We start from the raw sequence: 13,404 nt of genomic DNA on the forward strand, positions 1-13,404 counted from the left end.
AGGTCAAGCGCTCTCGCAGCAAGTTCCCAACAAAAAAAATGCCAGTCAGGGCTTAACTGACTGGCATTGCACTTCGGTGGCCTTTGTTTTGGGTGAAGCACTCCACCTGCGGCGTGAGGCCACGGCTACACTGCAGCGTTCTGTGGTGAGTTCGTACTACTTTTTTGATAGCTGCTTGCGCTTAATAGATAAGCGTTGGAGACACATTTGATGCATGACGGAGAAGAGTCCCATACTGACCAGGGCGTAGTGCTACGCAAGCGGCGCAAGGGCATCTACATCCTGCCCAACCTGTTTACTCTCGCCGCGCTGTTTGGCGGGTTCTATTCCATTGTCATGGCCATCAACGGTCGGTTTGACCAAGCTGCCATCGGTGTGTTCTGTGCCATGGTGCTGGATAGCCTGGATGGCCGCATTGCCCGCATGACCAATACGCAAAGCGCGTTTGGCGAGCAAATGGACTCTCTCTCAGACATGGTGTCGTTCGGCGCCGCTCCTGCTCTCATCGCCTATGTCTGGGCGCTGCACGGCCTGGGTCGGTGGGGGTGGATTGCCTCGTTCGTTTATTGCGCCTGCGCTGCTTTGCGGCTGGCGCGTTTCAACGTCAACACGGCTGTGGTGGACAAACGTTATTTCCAGGGTTTGCCGTCCCCGGCTGCCGCTGCACTGGTAGCGGGGTTTATCTGGCTGATGACCGAGTTGGGCGTAGCACGTGGACAAGATCACTGGATCAGCTGGGCGCAGGTGACCTGGTTGATGTTTGCTTTCACGTTGTACGCGGGCCTGACCATGGTGACCAATGTGCCGTTCTACAGTTTCAAGGATGTGCAGATGAAGAAAAGCGTGCCGTTCATCGTGATCGTGCTGATTGCGTTGGGCATTGCCATCATCAACATCCACCCGCCCATCGTGTTGTTCAGCGTATTCGTGTTCTATGGGCTCAGTGGCTATGTCGTTTATGCCGTGCGCAAGTCCCGGGGGCAGCACAGCAGCGTCATCAGCATGTCTACGGATGAGCCCGACGAGCGTGGTTTGCACAAATGATGCGGGCGCATGCAATTTTTGTGCTACATTGACATCCATGAAATCGTTTGCACTGGCCCTACTGCTATCCCCCCACGGGCGGAGACAGTAAAGCGCGCGCGCACACTTTTTCCACACAGGCCCGTCTGCAGTCGCAACGGGCTTTTTTTATGGGTGCCATAAATTGCGCTGCGGGCCATCAACCCACCAGGAACCAGGAGAAACCACATGGCTGACAAACTGATTATTTTCGATACCACCTTGCGCGACGGCGAGCAGTCGCCCGGTGCATCCATGACGCGCGACGAGAAGCTGCGCATTGCACGCCAACTCGAACGCCTGCGCGTGGATGTGATCGAAGCCGGTTTTGCGGCCAGCTCCAATGGCGATTTCGAGGCGGTGCAACTGATCGCCAACTCGATCAAGGATTCCACCATTTGCTCGCTCTCGCGCGCCAATGACCGCGACATTGCCCGCGCGGCCGAGGCTCTTAAGGGGGCCAACAGTGCGCGCATTCACACCTTCATTGCCACCAGTCCGTTGCACATGGAAAAGAAGCTGCGTATGACACCCGAGCAGGTGCTGGAGCAGGCCAAGCAATCGGTGCGCTTTGCACGTAACCTGGTGGGCGACATCGAGTTCAGCCCTGAGGACGGTTACCGCAGCGAAGTGGACTTTCTTTGCCGCGTCATCGAGGCCGTGATCCATGAGGGCGCTACTACTATCAATGTGCCTGACACCGTAGGCTATGCCGTACCTGAGTTGTACGGCAACTTCATCAAGACCTTGCGCGAACGCATTCCCAACAGTGACAAGGCAATCTGGTCTGTGCACTGCCACAACGACCTCGGTATGGCAGTGGCCAATTCGCTCGCCGGCGTCAAGATTGGTGGCGCGCGCCAAGTGGAATGCACCATCAACGGTTTGGGTGAGCGTGCGGGAAACTGTTCGCTCGAAGAAGTGGTCATGGCGGTCAAGACACGCAAGGACTACTTCAACTTGGAAGTGGGTATCGATACGCAGCATATCCTTGCGGCCAGTCGCATGGTAAGCCAGACGACTGGCTTTGTGGTTCAGCCCAACAAGGCCGTGGTAGGCGCCAATGCCTTTGCCCATGCCAGCGGTATCCACCAAGATGGCGTGCTCAAGGCACGTGACACCTACGAAATCATGCGCGCTGAAGACGTGGGTTGGAGCGCCAACAAGATCGTTCTGGGTAAGCTCAGCGGTCGCAACGCTTTCAAGCAGCGCTTGCAGGATCTGGGAGTAAGTTTGGAAAGCGAGGCCGATACCAACGCCGCGTTCGCTCGCTTCAAGGAACTCGCCGATCGCAAGAGCGAAATCTTTGACGAAGATATTCTGGCGCTGGTGAGCGATGACAGCGTTCACGGGGGCAGCGAGCAGTATGCGTTCGTGTCTCTGGCGCAGCACAGTGAAACCGGAGAGCGGCCCCATGCCAGCGTGGTTTTCACGGTAGACGGCAAAGAGGTGCGAGGCGATTCTGATGGCAATGGGCCTGTGGATGCCTCACTCAAAGCCATCGAGTCGCATGTGAAAAGCGGCGCAGAAATGGTGCTGTATTCGGTCAATGCCATCAGCGGCTCCACCGAGAGCCAGGGCGAAGTCACTGTGCGACTGCAAAACAGTGGGCGGGTTGTCAATGGTGTGGGGGCTGATCCCGATATCGTGGTGGCCTCGGCCAAGGCCTATATCGGTGCACTCAATAAACTGCACAGCAAGGCGGATCGGGTGGCTGCGCAGGGTTGAATCGCCGAGGCGAGTTCGCAGGGGCGGTTGAATCCGCGTAAAATCTCGCCTAATTGATGCAAATCATCGCGCAAGACATTGATCTTGCGCGATTTTTTTATTGGAACTACACTGTGAAACAATTGTTGCCGCCAGGAGATGAGCTTTGATTTCACACCAATCCAAGATGGCCCCACGCTCACTGCTTCAACTGTGTGGAATGGTATTGGCAGGGCTGTTGTTTGCCACCTCTGGCGCCCAAGCCGCACCGCGTAAACAGGCGGTGGAAAAAAAGCACCAAGTCGCAGGAAAACGTCCTGCAGCCAAGTCGGTGGCCCCGCGCAAGCTGGCAGCACGTGGGAAGGCTTCACGTATCGTTTCGGCGTCCGCACGTGCACCGGTTCGCATGGCGGCAGCGCGCCAGTCCTTTGGAGAGTTGGCAGGCCTGCATGATCGGAATGACCCCCTGGACCTCAAATCCAGTGTTGCCTTGGTCGTAGACCAGGACACCCACGAAGTCTTGTTCAGCAAAAACGATCAAGTCGTGCTTCCTATTGCCTCGCTCACCAAGCTCATGACGGGTCTCATCATCAGCCAAGCGGCCTTGCCGATGGATGAGGCCATCACCATCACAGAAGACGACATCGATACGGAGAAGGGAAGCCGCTCGCGTCTGGTTGTTGGCACCACGCTGAGTCGGAGGGAGATGCTTCATTTGGCGCTGATGTCCAGCGAGAACCGGGCAGCCAATGCATTGGGACGCACCTATCCCGGAGGCCTCAAGTCTTTTGTCACCCAAATGAATGTCAAGGCGCGCCTGTTGGGAATGACCGATACGCGCTACGTCGAACCCACCGGGCTTTCCAGCCTTAACCAGTCCAGCGCCCGCGATCTGGCGTTGCTGGTCAACGTTGCTCACAGCGACCCGGTTCTGCGCGAATTCTCCACTTCCCCAGGTTATGAAGTTGCGGTCGGGCAAAAAACCCTCCAATACAACAACACAAATCAGTTGGTGAAAAATCCCAGTTGGGATATTGGCCTGCAGAAAACGGGCTATATCTCGGAAGCAGGCCGTTGTCTGGTGATGCAGACACAAATATCGGGACGTAAACTGATCATGGTTTTCCTCGATTCGGCAGGCAAGCTCAGCCGAATTGGCGATGCGGTTCGCGTGCGCAACTGGGTTGAATCCATGGTCGCCACGCACCCAGCGGCTTTGGGTGGCGGGGGCATTGCGGGCAAGAGTTGAAAAAATTCTTGCCGTGTCGCACTGGTGCAGCCTGTTGTTGGGCCTAATGGGTCGGTAACGATAGGGCGCCCCGTGGCGCACTATCTGGCTGCGGTTTGTAGCCTAAAGCTACGGATATTTCGTGCGCTGTGGACTGCAATTTGGGTAACCAGCTTTCATCCAGCCGATCGGCCGGAGCAGAGATCGATAGGCCGGCCACTAGCCGTCCTTGGTCGTCATAGATGCCTGCCGCCATGCATCGCACCCCCAGTTCCAACTCCTCGTTGTCACGGGCGATGCCGCTGGCGCGGGCTTTGGACAGTTCCCGTTCGAGCGCAGGCAATTGCGTCAGGCTGTTGCGTGTGTGGCCAGCCAGGCCTGTGCGCATGGCGTAGGCGCGTAGGCGTTGAGGATCGTCAGCCGCCAGAAATAATTTGCCAGTAGATGTCAAGTGCAGTGGCGCACGCCCCCCAATGGCCCGCACCACCTGCATGCCTGAGCGTTCGCTGTACGCCCGTTCGACATAAATGATCTCATCACCCTGGCGCATGCTGAGATTGACAGGTTGCTGTATGAGGCGGTGCAACTCGCGCATGGGATGCATGGCTGCATCGCGGACACTCAGGCGCCCTTTGACCAAGTTACCCAATTCCAGAAGGCGCATCCCCAGCCTGTAACTACCTGATTCGGGGCGGTCCACGAAACGGCCAATGGCCAAGTCATTCAGGATGCGGTGTGTGGTGGAGGGGTGCAGTCCGGTTCGCTCGCTGATTTCTTTGAGAGAAATCGCTTCCTCACGCGAGGCAAGCACATCGATCAGTGCAAACATGCGCTCGATGACTTGTACGCTGGGTTTGGCGGGAAGGTCCGGGTCTGTTTTCTTCATGGGGTGTGCAATACGGCAGAAATGTGATTTTACCTTGTGAAATCACGCCGCTTCTCTGGAGCAGGTGCCTTGCGTAAACCGACCGGGTGCCACTGTTCGTCTGTCAGTACTTCATGGGGAAGAAAGCGGGCCTTGTAGTTCATCTTGGGGCTCTCTGCAATCCAGTAGCCCAGGTAGACATGGGCCAGGCCCAGTGTACGGGCCTGTTCAATCTGCCACAGGATGCTGAATGTGCCATAGCTGCTGCGGGCTTGGGGTTCGTAGAAGGTGTAGACCGCCGAGAGCCCATCGTCGAGTACATCCAGTAGCGACACCATGCGTAAAGGGCCCGGGGTGCCTTCCGTGTCCGGTTCACGGAATTCCACCAGACGTGAGTTCACCCGGCTCTGGAGCAAAAACTGGGTGTACTGGTCAATGCTGTCGTGGTCCATGCCTCCGCCAGCGTGGCGACCGTTCTGGTAGCGTAGATAGAGTTGGTAGTGTTCAGGGACGAAGCTGGGGCGCAGTACCCGGGCTTGTAAATGGGCGTGCTGTGCCTGGGAGCGGCGTTGGCCGCGATCGGGCTTGAAGTCATTGACCAGCACGCGCAGTGCCTTACACGCTCGGCAACCATCGCAATAAGGGCGGTAGGTAAACATCCCGCTGCGGCGGAAACCTTGTGAGACCAGTTGGGAATAGATGTCGCTGCGGACCAAGTGGCTAGGCGTTGCAACCTGTGATCGGGCTTGGCGATTGGGCAGGTAACTGCACGGATATGGTGCCGTGGCGTAGAACTGCAGTGTTTGTAGAGGAAGGTCGTTGAGTTGCGTCATGCCGCAGGCGCTGAGGGTGGCAGAAGCTCGTCCCAGTATACGGGGTCGAAAGACCAATGCAGTGGTTCCTGCGTGCATGCTGCAGACACATGTTGCAAGAATGCCGTGCGCGAGATTTCCCGTGCGCCGAGTGACGCAAGATGGCCCGTGTTTTGCTGGCAGTCAATCAGAGGAACCTGCTGGTGACGGCACAAGCATACCAAAGCAGCCAAGGCGATCTTGGAGGCATCAGTCGCCAGCGCAAACATGGATTCACCGAAAACAGCGCGACCCATGCCAATGCAGTACAGACCTCCAACGAGTTGACCGCCCACCCAGGTTTCAACACTGTGGGCATGGCCTGCTGCATGAAAGGCGCAATAAGCCTCGATCATCGATGGCACGATCCAGGTGCTGTTCTGTTCTTTGCGTTTTTTTCCTGCGCAATAGGCAATTACTGCCTGAAAGTCGTGGTCTACCCTGATTTCACATTCAGAGTTGGCACGAAATTTTTGGAGTGTCTTGCGCAGTGAACGGTGCAGCTGAAAGTTGCTTGTCTCCAGCACCATCCGTGGGTCGGGTGACCACCATAAAATGGGCTGGCCCGTGCTGAACCAGGGAAAGGTGCCTTGGCGATAGGCTTGAGCGAGATGAGATACGTCGAGATTTCCCCCGGCCGCTAGCAGTCCAGGGGCTGGGCTATCAGGCCCCCAAGCCCGAAGAGGGGCGGGGAATGGATCCGTATCTTCCAGCCAAGGCAGTTCGGGTGACATGGGGTTGGTTAACGAGCAATGTCATGATTGTCGCTGAGACAAGGGGTCTTGAATTCAGACAAATCTGGTGCAGCAGCAATTTGCAAAAAAAGAGCCCTGAACGGAATCGTTCAGGGCTCTTTTTTTTGGCTCCTCGACCTGGGCTCGAACCAGGGACCTACGGATTAACAGTCCGGCGCTCTACCAACTGAGCTATCGAGGAATGATTGGTATTGAAAAAGCCCTGCTTACACATGCAGGGCCTGAAAATTTTGGCTCCTCGACCTGGGCTCGAACCAGGGACCTACGGATTAACAGTCCGGCGCTCTACCAACTGAGCTATCGAGGAATAAGCCTCAGATTATATACATAAAAAATTGTGAAATTCAGCTGTTTGCCATATTCATACAGGCTCTGGGCGGCACCAGAGCCATGTCAGCACGCAGGCCATGAAAGTGCAGGCCATCGCCGCAGCCCAAATCTTGGGCGTTGTGACAAACAAGATGACTCCGCACAAGGTCATCAGTATCGTCGCGCTCCATTTTGAGCGGCGGTTGACACGGCCGCCGTTGGCCCAGTCGCGCAGCATGACACCAAACAAGGGGTGGTACCACAGCCATTCGTGCAGGCGGGGAGAGCTACGAGCTGCGGCCCATGCGGCCATCAGTATGAATACGGTGGTCGGCAGTCCGGGAACAAACACGCCAATGATTCCCAGCACCAGACACATGATGGCAAACGACAGCAGTGCCCATCGCACCAGCAGCGGAAGCGTGCGGTGAACGGGTGGAGCAGGTCGGCCGGTGCCCGCTGCCGCTGCGGTAGGCTTGCCAGTGGAGGGTTCCATGGTCTGGGTCGGTAGGGCATGGTTTTTAGTCACCGTATTTTGCATCCAGGGCTGTGCTACTGGAGGGAAAGAGCCTGTCCGCAGTACCGGTATGCTGTGGTTCGGTTTGCAGCCCCTGCCAATACAAGCGTTGGCAAAAAGATTTACGCTCGCCCGTTACCAACTTTTCTCTGACCATGGCTGTCCACACGATACTGAGAATGGGTGACCCGCGGTTGTTCCGTGCGGTTCGTCCTGTGACTGAATTTGGCACTGATGCACTGCGGCAACTGGTCGCCGACATGCACGACACTATGCGTGCGGCCATGGGGGCAGGGCTTGCTGCACCGCAGATCGGGGTGGATCGTCAGGTGGTGGTCTTTGGCTCCGATGTACCCAACCCCCGCTACCCTGACCGGCCACTGGTGCCTGCCACGGTGCTTATCAATCCAGTGATTACCCCGGTAGGGGATGAAGAGGCGCTGGATTGGGAAGGCTGTCTGTCGGTGCCCGGATTGCGAGGCCGCGTGCCGCGTTGGTCCCACATCCGCTACACAGGTTATGACATGCAAGGGAATGCCATAGAGCGCGATGTAGATGGTTTTCACGCGCGGGTGGTGCAGCATGAGTGCGACCATTTGGCTGGCATCCTGTACCCGATGCGTATGCGCGATTTCACCCAGTTTGGTTTTACTGAGGTACTGTTTCCGGAGATGGATCCGGGCCTGGATGATTGAGGGTCTCCAGCTCTGCGTCGGTCCACAGTCTGGAGCCAGTCGTAAAGCAGACGCCCTCTGGGCCTTCTAGGGAGAAGGTGGAACCACTTCCTTCGGTGACGTCAATGATCAACTGGCTGTTTTTCCAGTATTGATACTGGGACTCGCTGATATAGAAGGGGCAGCCTCCGATTTTCCCGAGCAGCAGGTCGTAACGGCTTGGGGTCAGCTCGCCTTCGAGGTAGCACATCGGCGCACTGCCATCGCAGCACCCGTGTGATTGATAGAACATCAATGCCAAACCGTGCTGCTCTTTGAGGCGATCGATCAGGGCCTCGGCAGCAGGCGTCGCTACGACACGTTCGGGCATGGCAGTCCTTTCAAGGTCGGTTGCTGAGAGAAAAAAGGCGGCCAGAGGCCGCCCGTCCTACGTCAGAAGAAGCCGAGTGCCTTGGGGCTGTAGCTTACGAGCAGATTCTTGGTCTGCTGGTAGTGGTCGAGCATTACCTTGTGGGTTTCGCGGCCAATGCCTGATTCCTTGTAGCCGCCAAACGTGGCGTGAGCGGGATAGGCGTGGTAGCAGTTGGTCCACACCCGGCCTGCCTGGATGGCGCGTCCCATACGGTAGGCTGTGCTGCCGTCCCGCGTCCATACCCCAGCGCCCAGACCGTAGGGTGTGTCGTTGGCAATCGCCAGGGCTTCAGCTTCGTCTTTGAACGTGGTGACTGCCAGCACAGGGCCGAAGATTTCTTCCTGGAAAATGCGCATCTTGTTGTGGCCTTTGAACAGTGTTGGCTGGATGTAGTAGCCGCCCGACAGGTCGCCGGGCAGCTGTGCGCGGTTACCCCCGATCAACACCTGCGCACCTTCTTCCTTGCCCAATGCAAGATAGGTCTCGATTTTTTTCATCTGCTCAACGGAGGCCTGGGCGCCCATCATGCAGTTGGTGTCAAGTGGGCTGCCCTGCTGGATGGCTTTGACACGTGCCAGAGCGCGTTCCATGAAGCGGTCGTAGACCGATTCCTGGATAAGTGCTCGGGAGGGGCATGTGCAGACCTCGCCTTGGTTGAAAGCAAACAGCACCAGTCCTTCGATGGCTTTGTCAAAGAAGTCGTCATCGGCATTGGCCACGTCGGCAAAGAAGATGTTGGGCGACTTTCCACCCAGTTCCAGCGTGGCCGGAATCAAGTTGTTAGCCGCAGCTTGCGCAATGACTCGTCCTGTGGCGGTGGAGCCCGTAAAGGCAATCTTGGCAATGCGGCGGCTGGACGCCAGCGGCATTCCCGCCTCACGGCCATAACCGTTAACAATGTTCAAAACTCCGGGAGGCAATAGGTCGGCAATCAACTCCATCATGACCAAGATGGATACCGGCGTGGATTCCGCCGGTTTGAGTACCACGCAGTTGCCAGCGGCCAGTGCCGGTGCAAGCTTCCATGCAGCCATCAGAATGGGAAAGTTCCAGGGAATGATTTGGCCAACGACGCCCAGGGGTTCATGGAAATGGTAGGCAATGGTGTCGCCATCGATTTCGCTCAGACTACCTTCCTGAGACCGCAGACAGCCTGCAAAGTAGCGGAAATGATCCGCGGTGAGGGGAATGTCTGCATTCAGCGTTTCACGAATGGCCTTGCCGTTATCCACCGTTTCTACGTAAGCCAATAGTTCCAAGTTTTGCTCGATACGGTCGGCAATTTTGAGGAGAATGTTGGAGCGCTCTGCGGCAGGGGTGCGACCCCATTTTGTCGAGGCGGCGTGTGCGGCATCCAACGCCAGTTCAATGTCTTCTGCAGTAGACCGTGCAGCCTGGGTGTACACCTTGCCGGTGATGGGAGTGACTACATCAAAGTACCCACCCTTCACCGGTGCAACAAACTTGCCGCCAATAAAATTGTCATAGCGGGGTTTGTATTTGATCTTCGCGTCGGGGGAGCCGGGGAGGGCGTACAGCATGGAATGTCTCCTTGAATGAATGTGTTGACCATGAAGCGATCCACGATTCCCGTGGGCAGTCTTCGCAGGACGTTACGCACAATGCATGCCAGCCTTTGTTTGGGTAGTTTGATGGCGTGAAGCCAGTGTTCTTGCTGGTTTAAGGCGAAAGCGAGGCTGTACCGGGTGTCCCAGTGTGCTGCCAGGTGGTACAGGGTGTTGCAAAACAGAACAACTGGGTGGGTTTTCCTGCTGAAACTGAAATACACCCTGGCGCACAATGGGCCTGTCACCATGTATGCCGCAATGGCGACGCCGGAGATGGCGCACCCATCCTGGCCACTGAACCATCAGGAGACAAACGGCCATGCCCCCTTCCGCTCTTCCGGATAGACCCGTTCCGCGTCTGCTCAGGCAGGCACGCCGCCAACTGATGAACAGCGGCAGCCTGCCGCCCGACATGATTCAGTCGGAGTTATCCCGCTCCTGGTTGCGAAGCTGGAATGCCGGTTTACAGCCTTGCGGTCGAACTCCAGGCGTCCCGCATGCTTCTGCTGCACAACTGGCCCGGGCGCTCGAAATTCAGCGTGAATTGGTCGCGCATGCGCGACCAGTGATGGAGTTTTTGTTCGACCAGACACGCGACAGCGACAGCATGGTGGTGCTGGCCGGGACGGACGGCATGCTCTTGCATGCATCAGGAGACCCTCAGTTTGTGGACCGTGCCGAGCGAGTCGCGTTGCGCCCGGGTGCCACATGGCATGAGCAATACCGCGGTACGAATGCGATTGGCACGGCACTTACGGACGATCGTGCGCTGGTTGTGCACGCCGATGAGCATTTTCTTGAGCGCAATGGTTTCCTGACCTGTGCCGCAGCCCCCATTCACGCCCCCGATGGCCATTTGCTGGGTGCACTGGATGTGTCCGGCGACTACCGTGGCTACCATCGTCACACCCTTGGTCTGGTACGGTCGGCCGCGCGAATGATTGAGCACCGGCTGTTTGAGACGCGGCACGACCTGCGCCAATGGGCTGGATTGCGATTGCGTCTTCATGCCCAGCCTGAAGGTCTGGGAACCATGACGGAAGGTTTGTTGGCAGTGCGGGGGGATGGTGTGCTCGTCGGCGCCAGTGTTTCGGCCCTCGATCTTCTAGGCCTTGTCTGGCAAGACCTGGGACAGGTGCGGTTGGATGCAGTTTTGGTGGAACCACTAGACCAGTTGTTCGATTGGTGTCAGCGATCGGTGCATATTCCGCGGGTCGTACACACAACATCAGGAGAATCCGTCTGGTTGCGGGCCGAGACGGGGCGTTCGCTGCAATACACGCGCGGCGCGCAGTCACAGTTGCCCGAGGCGGGGCAAAGGAAGGATGCGCTGGCGGCGCTGGACACGGGTGATGCAGTGATGCAAGCAGCGATTGCGCGTGCACGCAAGGTGATGGATAAGCCGATTCCCTTGCTGCTGCAGGGGGAGTCGGGCGTGGGCAAAGAGATGTTTGCCCGGGCCGTGCACGACAGCGGCACACGCTGCACAAAAGCCTTTGTCGCGGTGAACTGCTCCGCTTTGCCCGAGAACCTGATAGAGGCTGAACTGTTTGGTTATCAAGGGGGCGCATTTACCGGTGCCCGCCGCGAAGGCACGCCTGGGCGTGTCCGAGAGGCACATGGCGGAACCTTGTTTCTGGATGAGATCGGAGACATGCCGTTGTCTTTGCAGGCCCGGCTGTTGCGTGTCCTGCAAGAGCGCGAGGTCGTGCCCTTGGGGGGTGGAAAACCTGTGCCAGTGGATTTTTCCCTGGTCTGCGCAACCCATCGGCAGTTGCCTTTGGAGATGCAGGCAGGACGCTTTCGCGAAGATCTGTATTACCGCATCAATGGTCTGACACTGCAATTGCCCGCGTTGCGTGAGCGCTCCGATTTTGACCATCTCTTGGAAACTCAGCTCTCGCGCCTGGTGCCCGATCGCCCGATTGCCGTTGCTGCTGGGTTGCGCGACAACTTGCGTCGGTATCCCTGGCCGGGGAACGTGCGTCAGCTGGCAAATGCCTTGCGCACGGCCTGCGCGCTGCTGGAAGAGCATGAATCCATCATCGACTGGCACCACCTTTCCGATGACTTGGCGCTGGCCCTCGGATTGGGCGTTGCTGCCCCAGACCAAGCAGGCGCGGCCGGTAGTGAGGCGGTAGACGTGAGATTGGCGAAGCTTCAGTCGATTTCGCGCCAGGCCATTGCTCAGACCGTTGCGGCTTGCGCGGGCAACTTGTCCGAGGCAGCCCGGGTGCTGGGTGTCAGCCGCAATACCGTCTACCGGCGCCTTCGGGAAGTGCCGGGGGGCGACTGATTCAGGGGCCGGGGGGCGTGACCAGGTCCCAGATGGCGATGAACAATGCAGCGATCACGGGCCCGATGACAAAACCATGCAGGCCGAACAGGGTCATGCCGCCAAGGGTAGAGATGAGCACCACATAGTCGGGCATCTTGGTGTCTTTTCCCACCAGGATGGGCCGCAAGATGTTATCCACCAGCCCGATCACTCCCACGCCATAAGCTGTCAATATGCTGCCTTGCCATACAGCGCCTGTGGCAAAGAAATAGATGGCCACCGGGCCCCAGATCAGACCGGCGCCTACAGCCGGCAAGAGGGACAGAAAAGCCATCAGGACCCCCCACAGTACGGGCCCTTGAATTCCCAGCACCCAGAAGATGAATCCCCCCAGCAAGCCCTGCGTGGCGGCCACCATGATGTTCCCCTTGAGGGTGGCGCGGATCACGGTGATGAACTTGCTGCTCAGATCCTGTTTATGGCTTTCGTCCAGCGGAATAGCTCTGCGGATACGCGCCCCCAGCGCCTGGCCATCGCGCAGCAAAAAGAAAAGCAGATACAGCATCACGCCAAAGCTCACCACAAACTGAAGGGTGTTCTGCCCAATGTTCAGTGCGCGGGTCGCCAGCAGCTGGCTGGCCTGCACCGATACCGTAGACAGCTTGTGCTGCAGTGCGGCCACACTGGTCAGATCCAGGCTGTCGAGCAGGCTCACGGCCCAGGCGGGCAGGGCGGCAATGACCTGTTGCACATAGGTGCCGAAATCCAGTTGGCCCGAGCGCAGCCGCTCGTACACATGGGTGGCCTCCTGCACAAGCGAAATGCTCAGCAGCGTCATGGGCAGGATTACCACCACCAGGCACAGCAGCAGGGTCGACAACGCAGCCAGATTGGGCTTGCCTGGCATGCGCTTACGTACCTTGCGGTGCAGCGGCGAGAAAAGAATGGCCAGCGCAACACCCCAAAAAACGGCTTCATAAAAGGGGAAAAGAATCGCCGCGAAGGCCACGGAGACCGTGACCAGGAGCAGCAAGAGGGTCTTGTTCTGGAGCGTAGGCTGGTTCATGGGTGTGTGTCGGTTCGGCAACAATGCAAGGCGCTGAATGTACGCCAGAGCCGCATCGCGCGGACGGTGTTCATGAAACAAATGAGGCGCAACGGCGCCAGGTTTCAGCGAT

General features: G+C 57.8%; 13 protein-coding genes and 2 tRNA genes. 6 read left to right on the plus strand and 9 right to left on the minus strand.

Features of this window, described 5'->3' with window-relative positions:
* The 4 genes from ACYVOC_RS11975 to pbpG form a co-directional block, all read left to right on the plus strand.
* Window positions 1-211 (plus strand): hypothetical protein (locus ACYVOC_RS11975; RefSeq protein WP_461161963.1); only part of this gene is annotated, 211 nt, incomplete at its 5' end.
* On the plus strand, window positions 211-1,044 hold the full coding sequence (gene pssA / locus ACYVOC_RS11980; RefSeq protein ID WP_116006045.1) for a CDP-diacylglycerol--serine O-phosphatidyltransferase: 834 nt from the start codon (window positions 211-213) through the stop codon (window positions 1,042-1,044). The genes ACYVOC_RS11975 and pssA, both read left to right, overlap by 1 nt.
* Before the next feature lie 207 nt (window positions 1,045-1,251).
* On the plus strand, window positions 1,252-2,790 hold the full coding sequence (locus tag ACYVOC_RS11985; RefSeq protein ID WP_461161964.1) for a 2-isopropylmalate synthase: 1,539 nt from the start codon (window positions 1,252-1,254) through the stop codon (window positions 2,788-2,790).
* Window positions 2,791-2,956: 166 nt separating this feature from the next.
* Window positions 2,957-4,018, plus strand: a complete 1,062-nt coding sequence (gene pbpG / locus ACYVOC_RS11990; RefSeq protein ID WP_116004005.1) for a D-alanyl-D-alanine endopeptidase — start codon at window positions 2,957-2,959, stop codon at window positions 4,016-4,018.
* A 43-nt stretch (window positions 4,019-4,061) separates the two neighbouring features.
* Here pbpG and ACYVOC_RS11995 read toward each other — a convergent pair whose 3' ends face one another.
* From ACYVOC_RS11995 to ACYVOC_RS12020, 6 genes are all read right to left on the minus strand, one after another.
* The gene (locus tag ACYVOC_RS11995; protein ID WP_116004004.1) at window positions 4,062-4,883 is read right to left on the minus strand and encodes an IclR family transcriptional regulator; all 822 of its coding nucleotides are present in this window, start codon (window positions 4,881-4,883) and stop codon (window positions 4,062-4,064) included.
* Window positions 4,884-4,912: 29 nt separating this feature from the next.
* Window positions 4,913-5,695: an arginyltransferase gene (locus ACYVOC_RS12000; protein ID WP_461161965.1), complete on the minus strand. Its 783-nt coding sequence runs from the start codon at window positions 5,693-5,695 to the stop codon at window positions 4,913-4,915.
* Complete coding sequence (gene aat, locus ACYVOC_RS12005) at window positions 5,692-6,447, minus strand: leucyl/phenylalanyl-tRNA--protein transferase (RefSeq protein ID WP_461161966.1); 756 nt, start codon at window positions 6,445-6,447, stop codon at window positions 5,692-5,694. Before aat ends, ACYVOC_RS12000 begins: the two co-directional genes overlap by 4 nt.
* 126 nt (window positions 6,448-6,573) lie before the next feature.
* Window positions 6,574-6,649, minus strand: a tRNA-Asn gene (locus ACYVOC_RS12010).
* A 50-nt stretch (window positions 6,650-6,699) separates the two neighbouring features.
* Window positions 6,700-6,775 (minus strand) — tRNA-Asn (locus ACYVOC_RS12015).
* 54 nt (window positions 6,776-6,829) lie between these two features.
* A complete protein-coding gene (locus ACYVOC_RS12020) occupies window positions 6,830-7,273 on the minus strand; it encodes a YbaN family protein (protein ID WP_116006044.1) in 444 nt (147 codons plus the stop codon).
* A 176-nt stretch (window positions 7,274-7,449) separates the two neighbouring features.
* Between ACYVOC_RS12020 and def the strand changes: the two genes are divergently transcribed.
* Entirely contained in the window at window positions 7,450-7,989 is a 540-nt protein-coding gene (gene def / locus ACYVOC_RS12025; RefSeq protein ID WP_461161967.1) for a peptide deformylase, read from the plus strand.
* Here def and ACYVOC_RS12030 read toward each other — a convergent pair.
* Window positions 7,943-8,338, minus strand: coding sequence for a DUF779 domain-containing protein (locus ACYVOC_RS12030; RefSeq protein ID WP_461161968.1), 396 nt, complete (start codon window positions 8,336-8,338; stop codon window positions 7,943-7,945). The genes def and ACYVOC_RS12030 overlap by 47 nt on opposite strands.
* Before the next feature lie 62 nt (window positions 8,339-8,400).
* Entirely contained in the window at window positions 8,401-9,921 is a 1,521-nt protein-coding gene (adh, locus tag ACYVOC_RS12035) for an aldehyde dehydrogenase (protein WP_116004000.1), read from the minus strand.
* 346 nt (window positions 9,922-10,267) lie between these two features.
* Here adh and ACYVOC_RS12040 point away from each other — a divergent pair, with 346 nt between their 5' ends.
* The gene (locus tag ACYVOC_RS12040) at window positions 10,268-12,244 is read left to right on the plus strand and encodes a sigma-54-dependent Fis family transcriptional regulator (protein ID WP_116003999.1); all 1,977 of its coding nucleotides are present in this window, start codon (window positions 10,268-10,270) and stop codon (window positions 12,242-12,244) included.
* Between the two features lies 1 nt (window position 12,245).
* Here the strand turns inward: ACYVOC_RS12040 and ACYVOC_RS12045 are convergent, their stop codons facing one another.
* Window positions 12,246-13,292, minus strand: coding sequence for an AI-2E family transporter (locus ACYVOC_RS12045; RefSeq protein ID WP_116003998.1), 1,047 nt, complete (start codon window positions 13,290-13,292; stop codon window positions 12,246-12,248).
* Window positions 13,293-13,404 lie beyond the last annotated feature (112 nt).

Source organism: Simplicispira piscis (assembly GCF_054783455.1).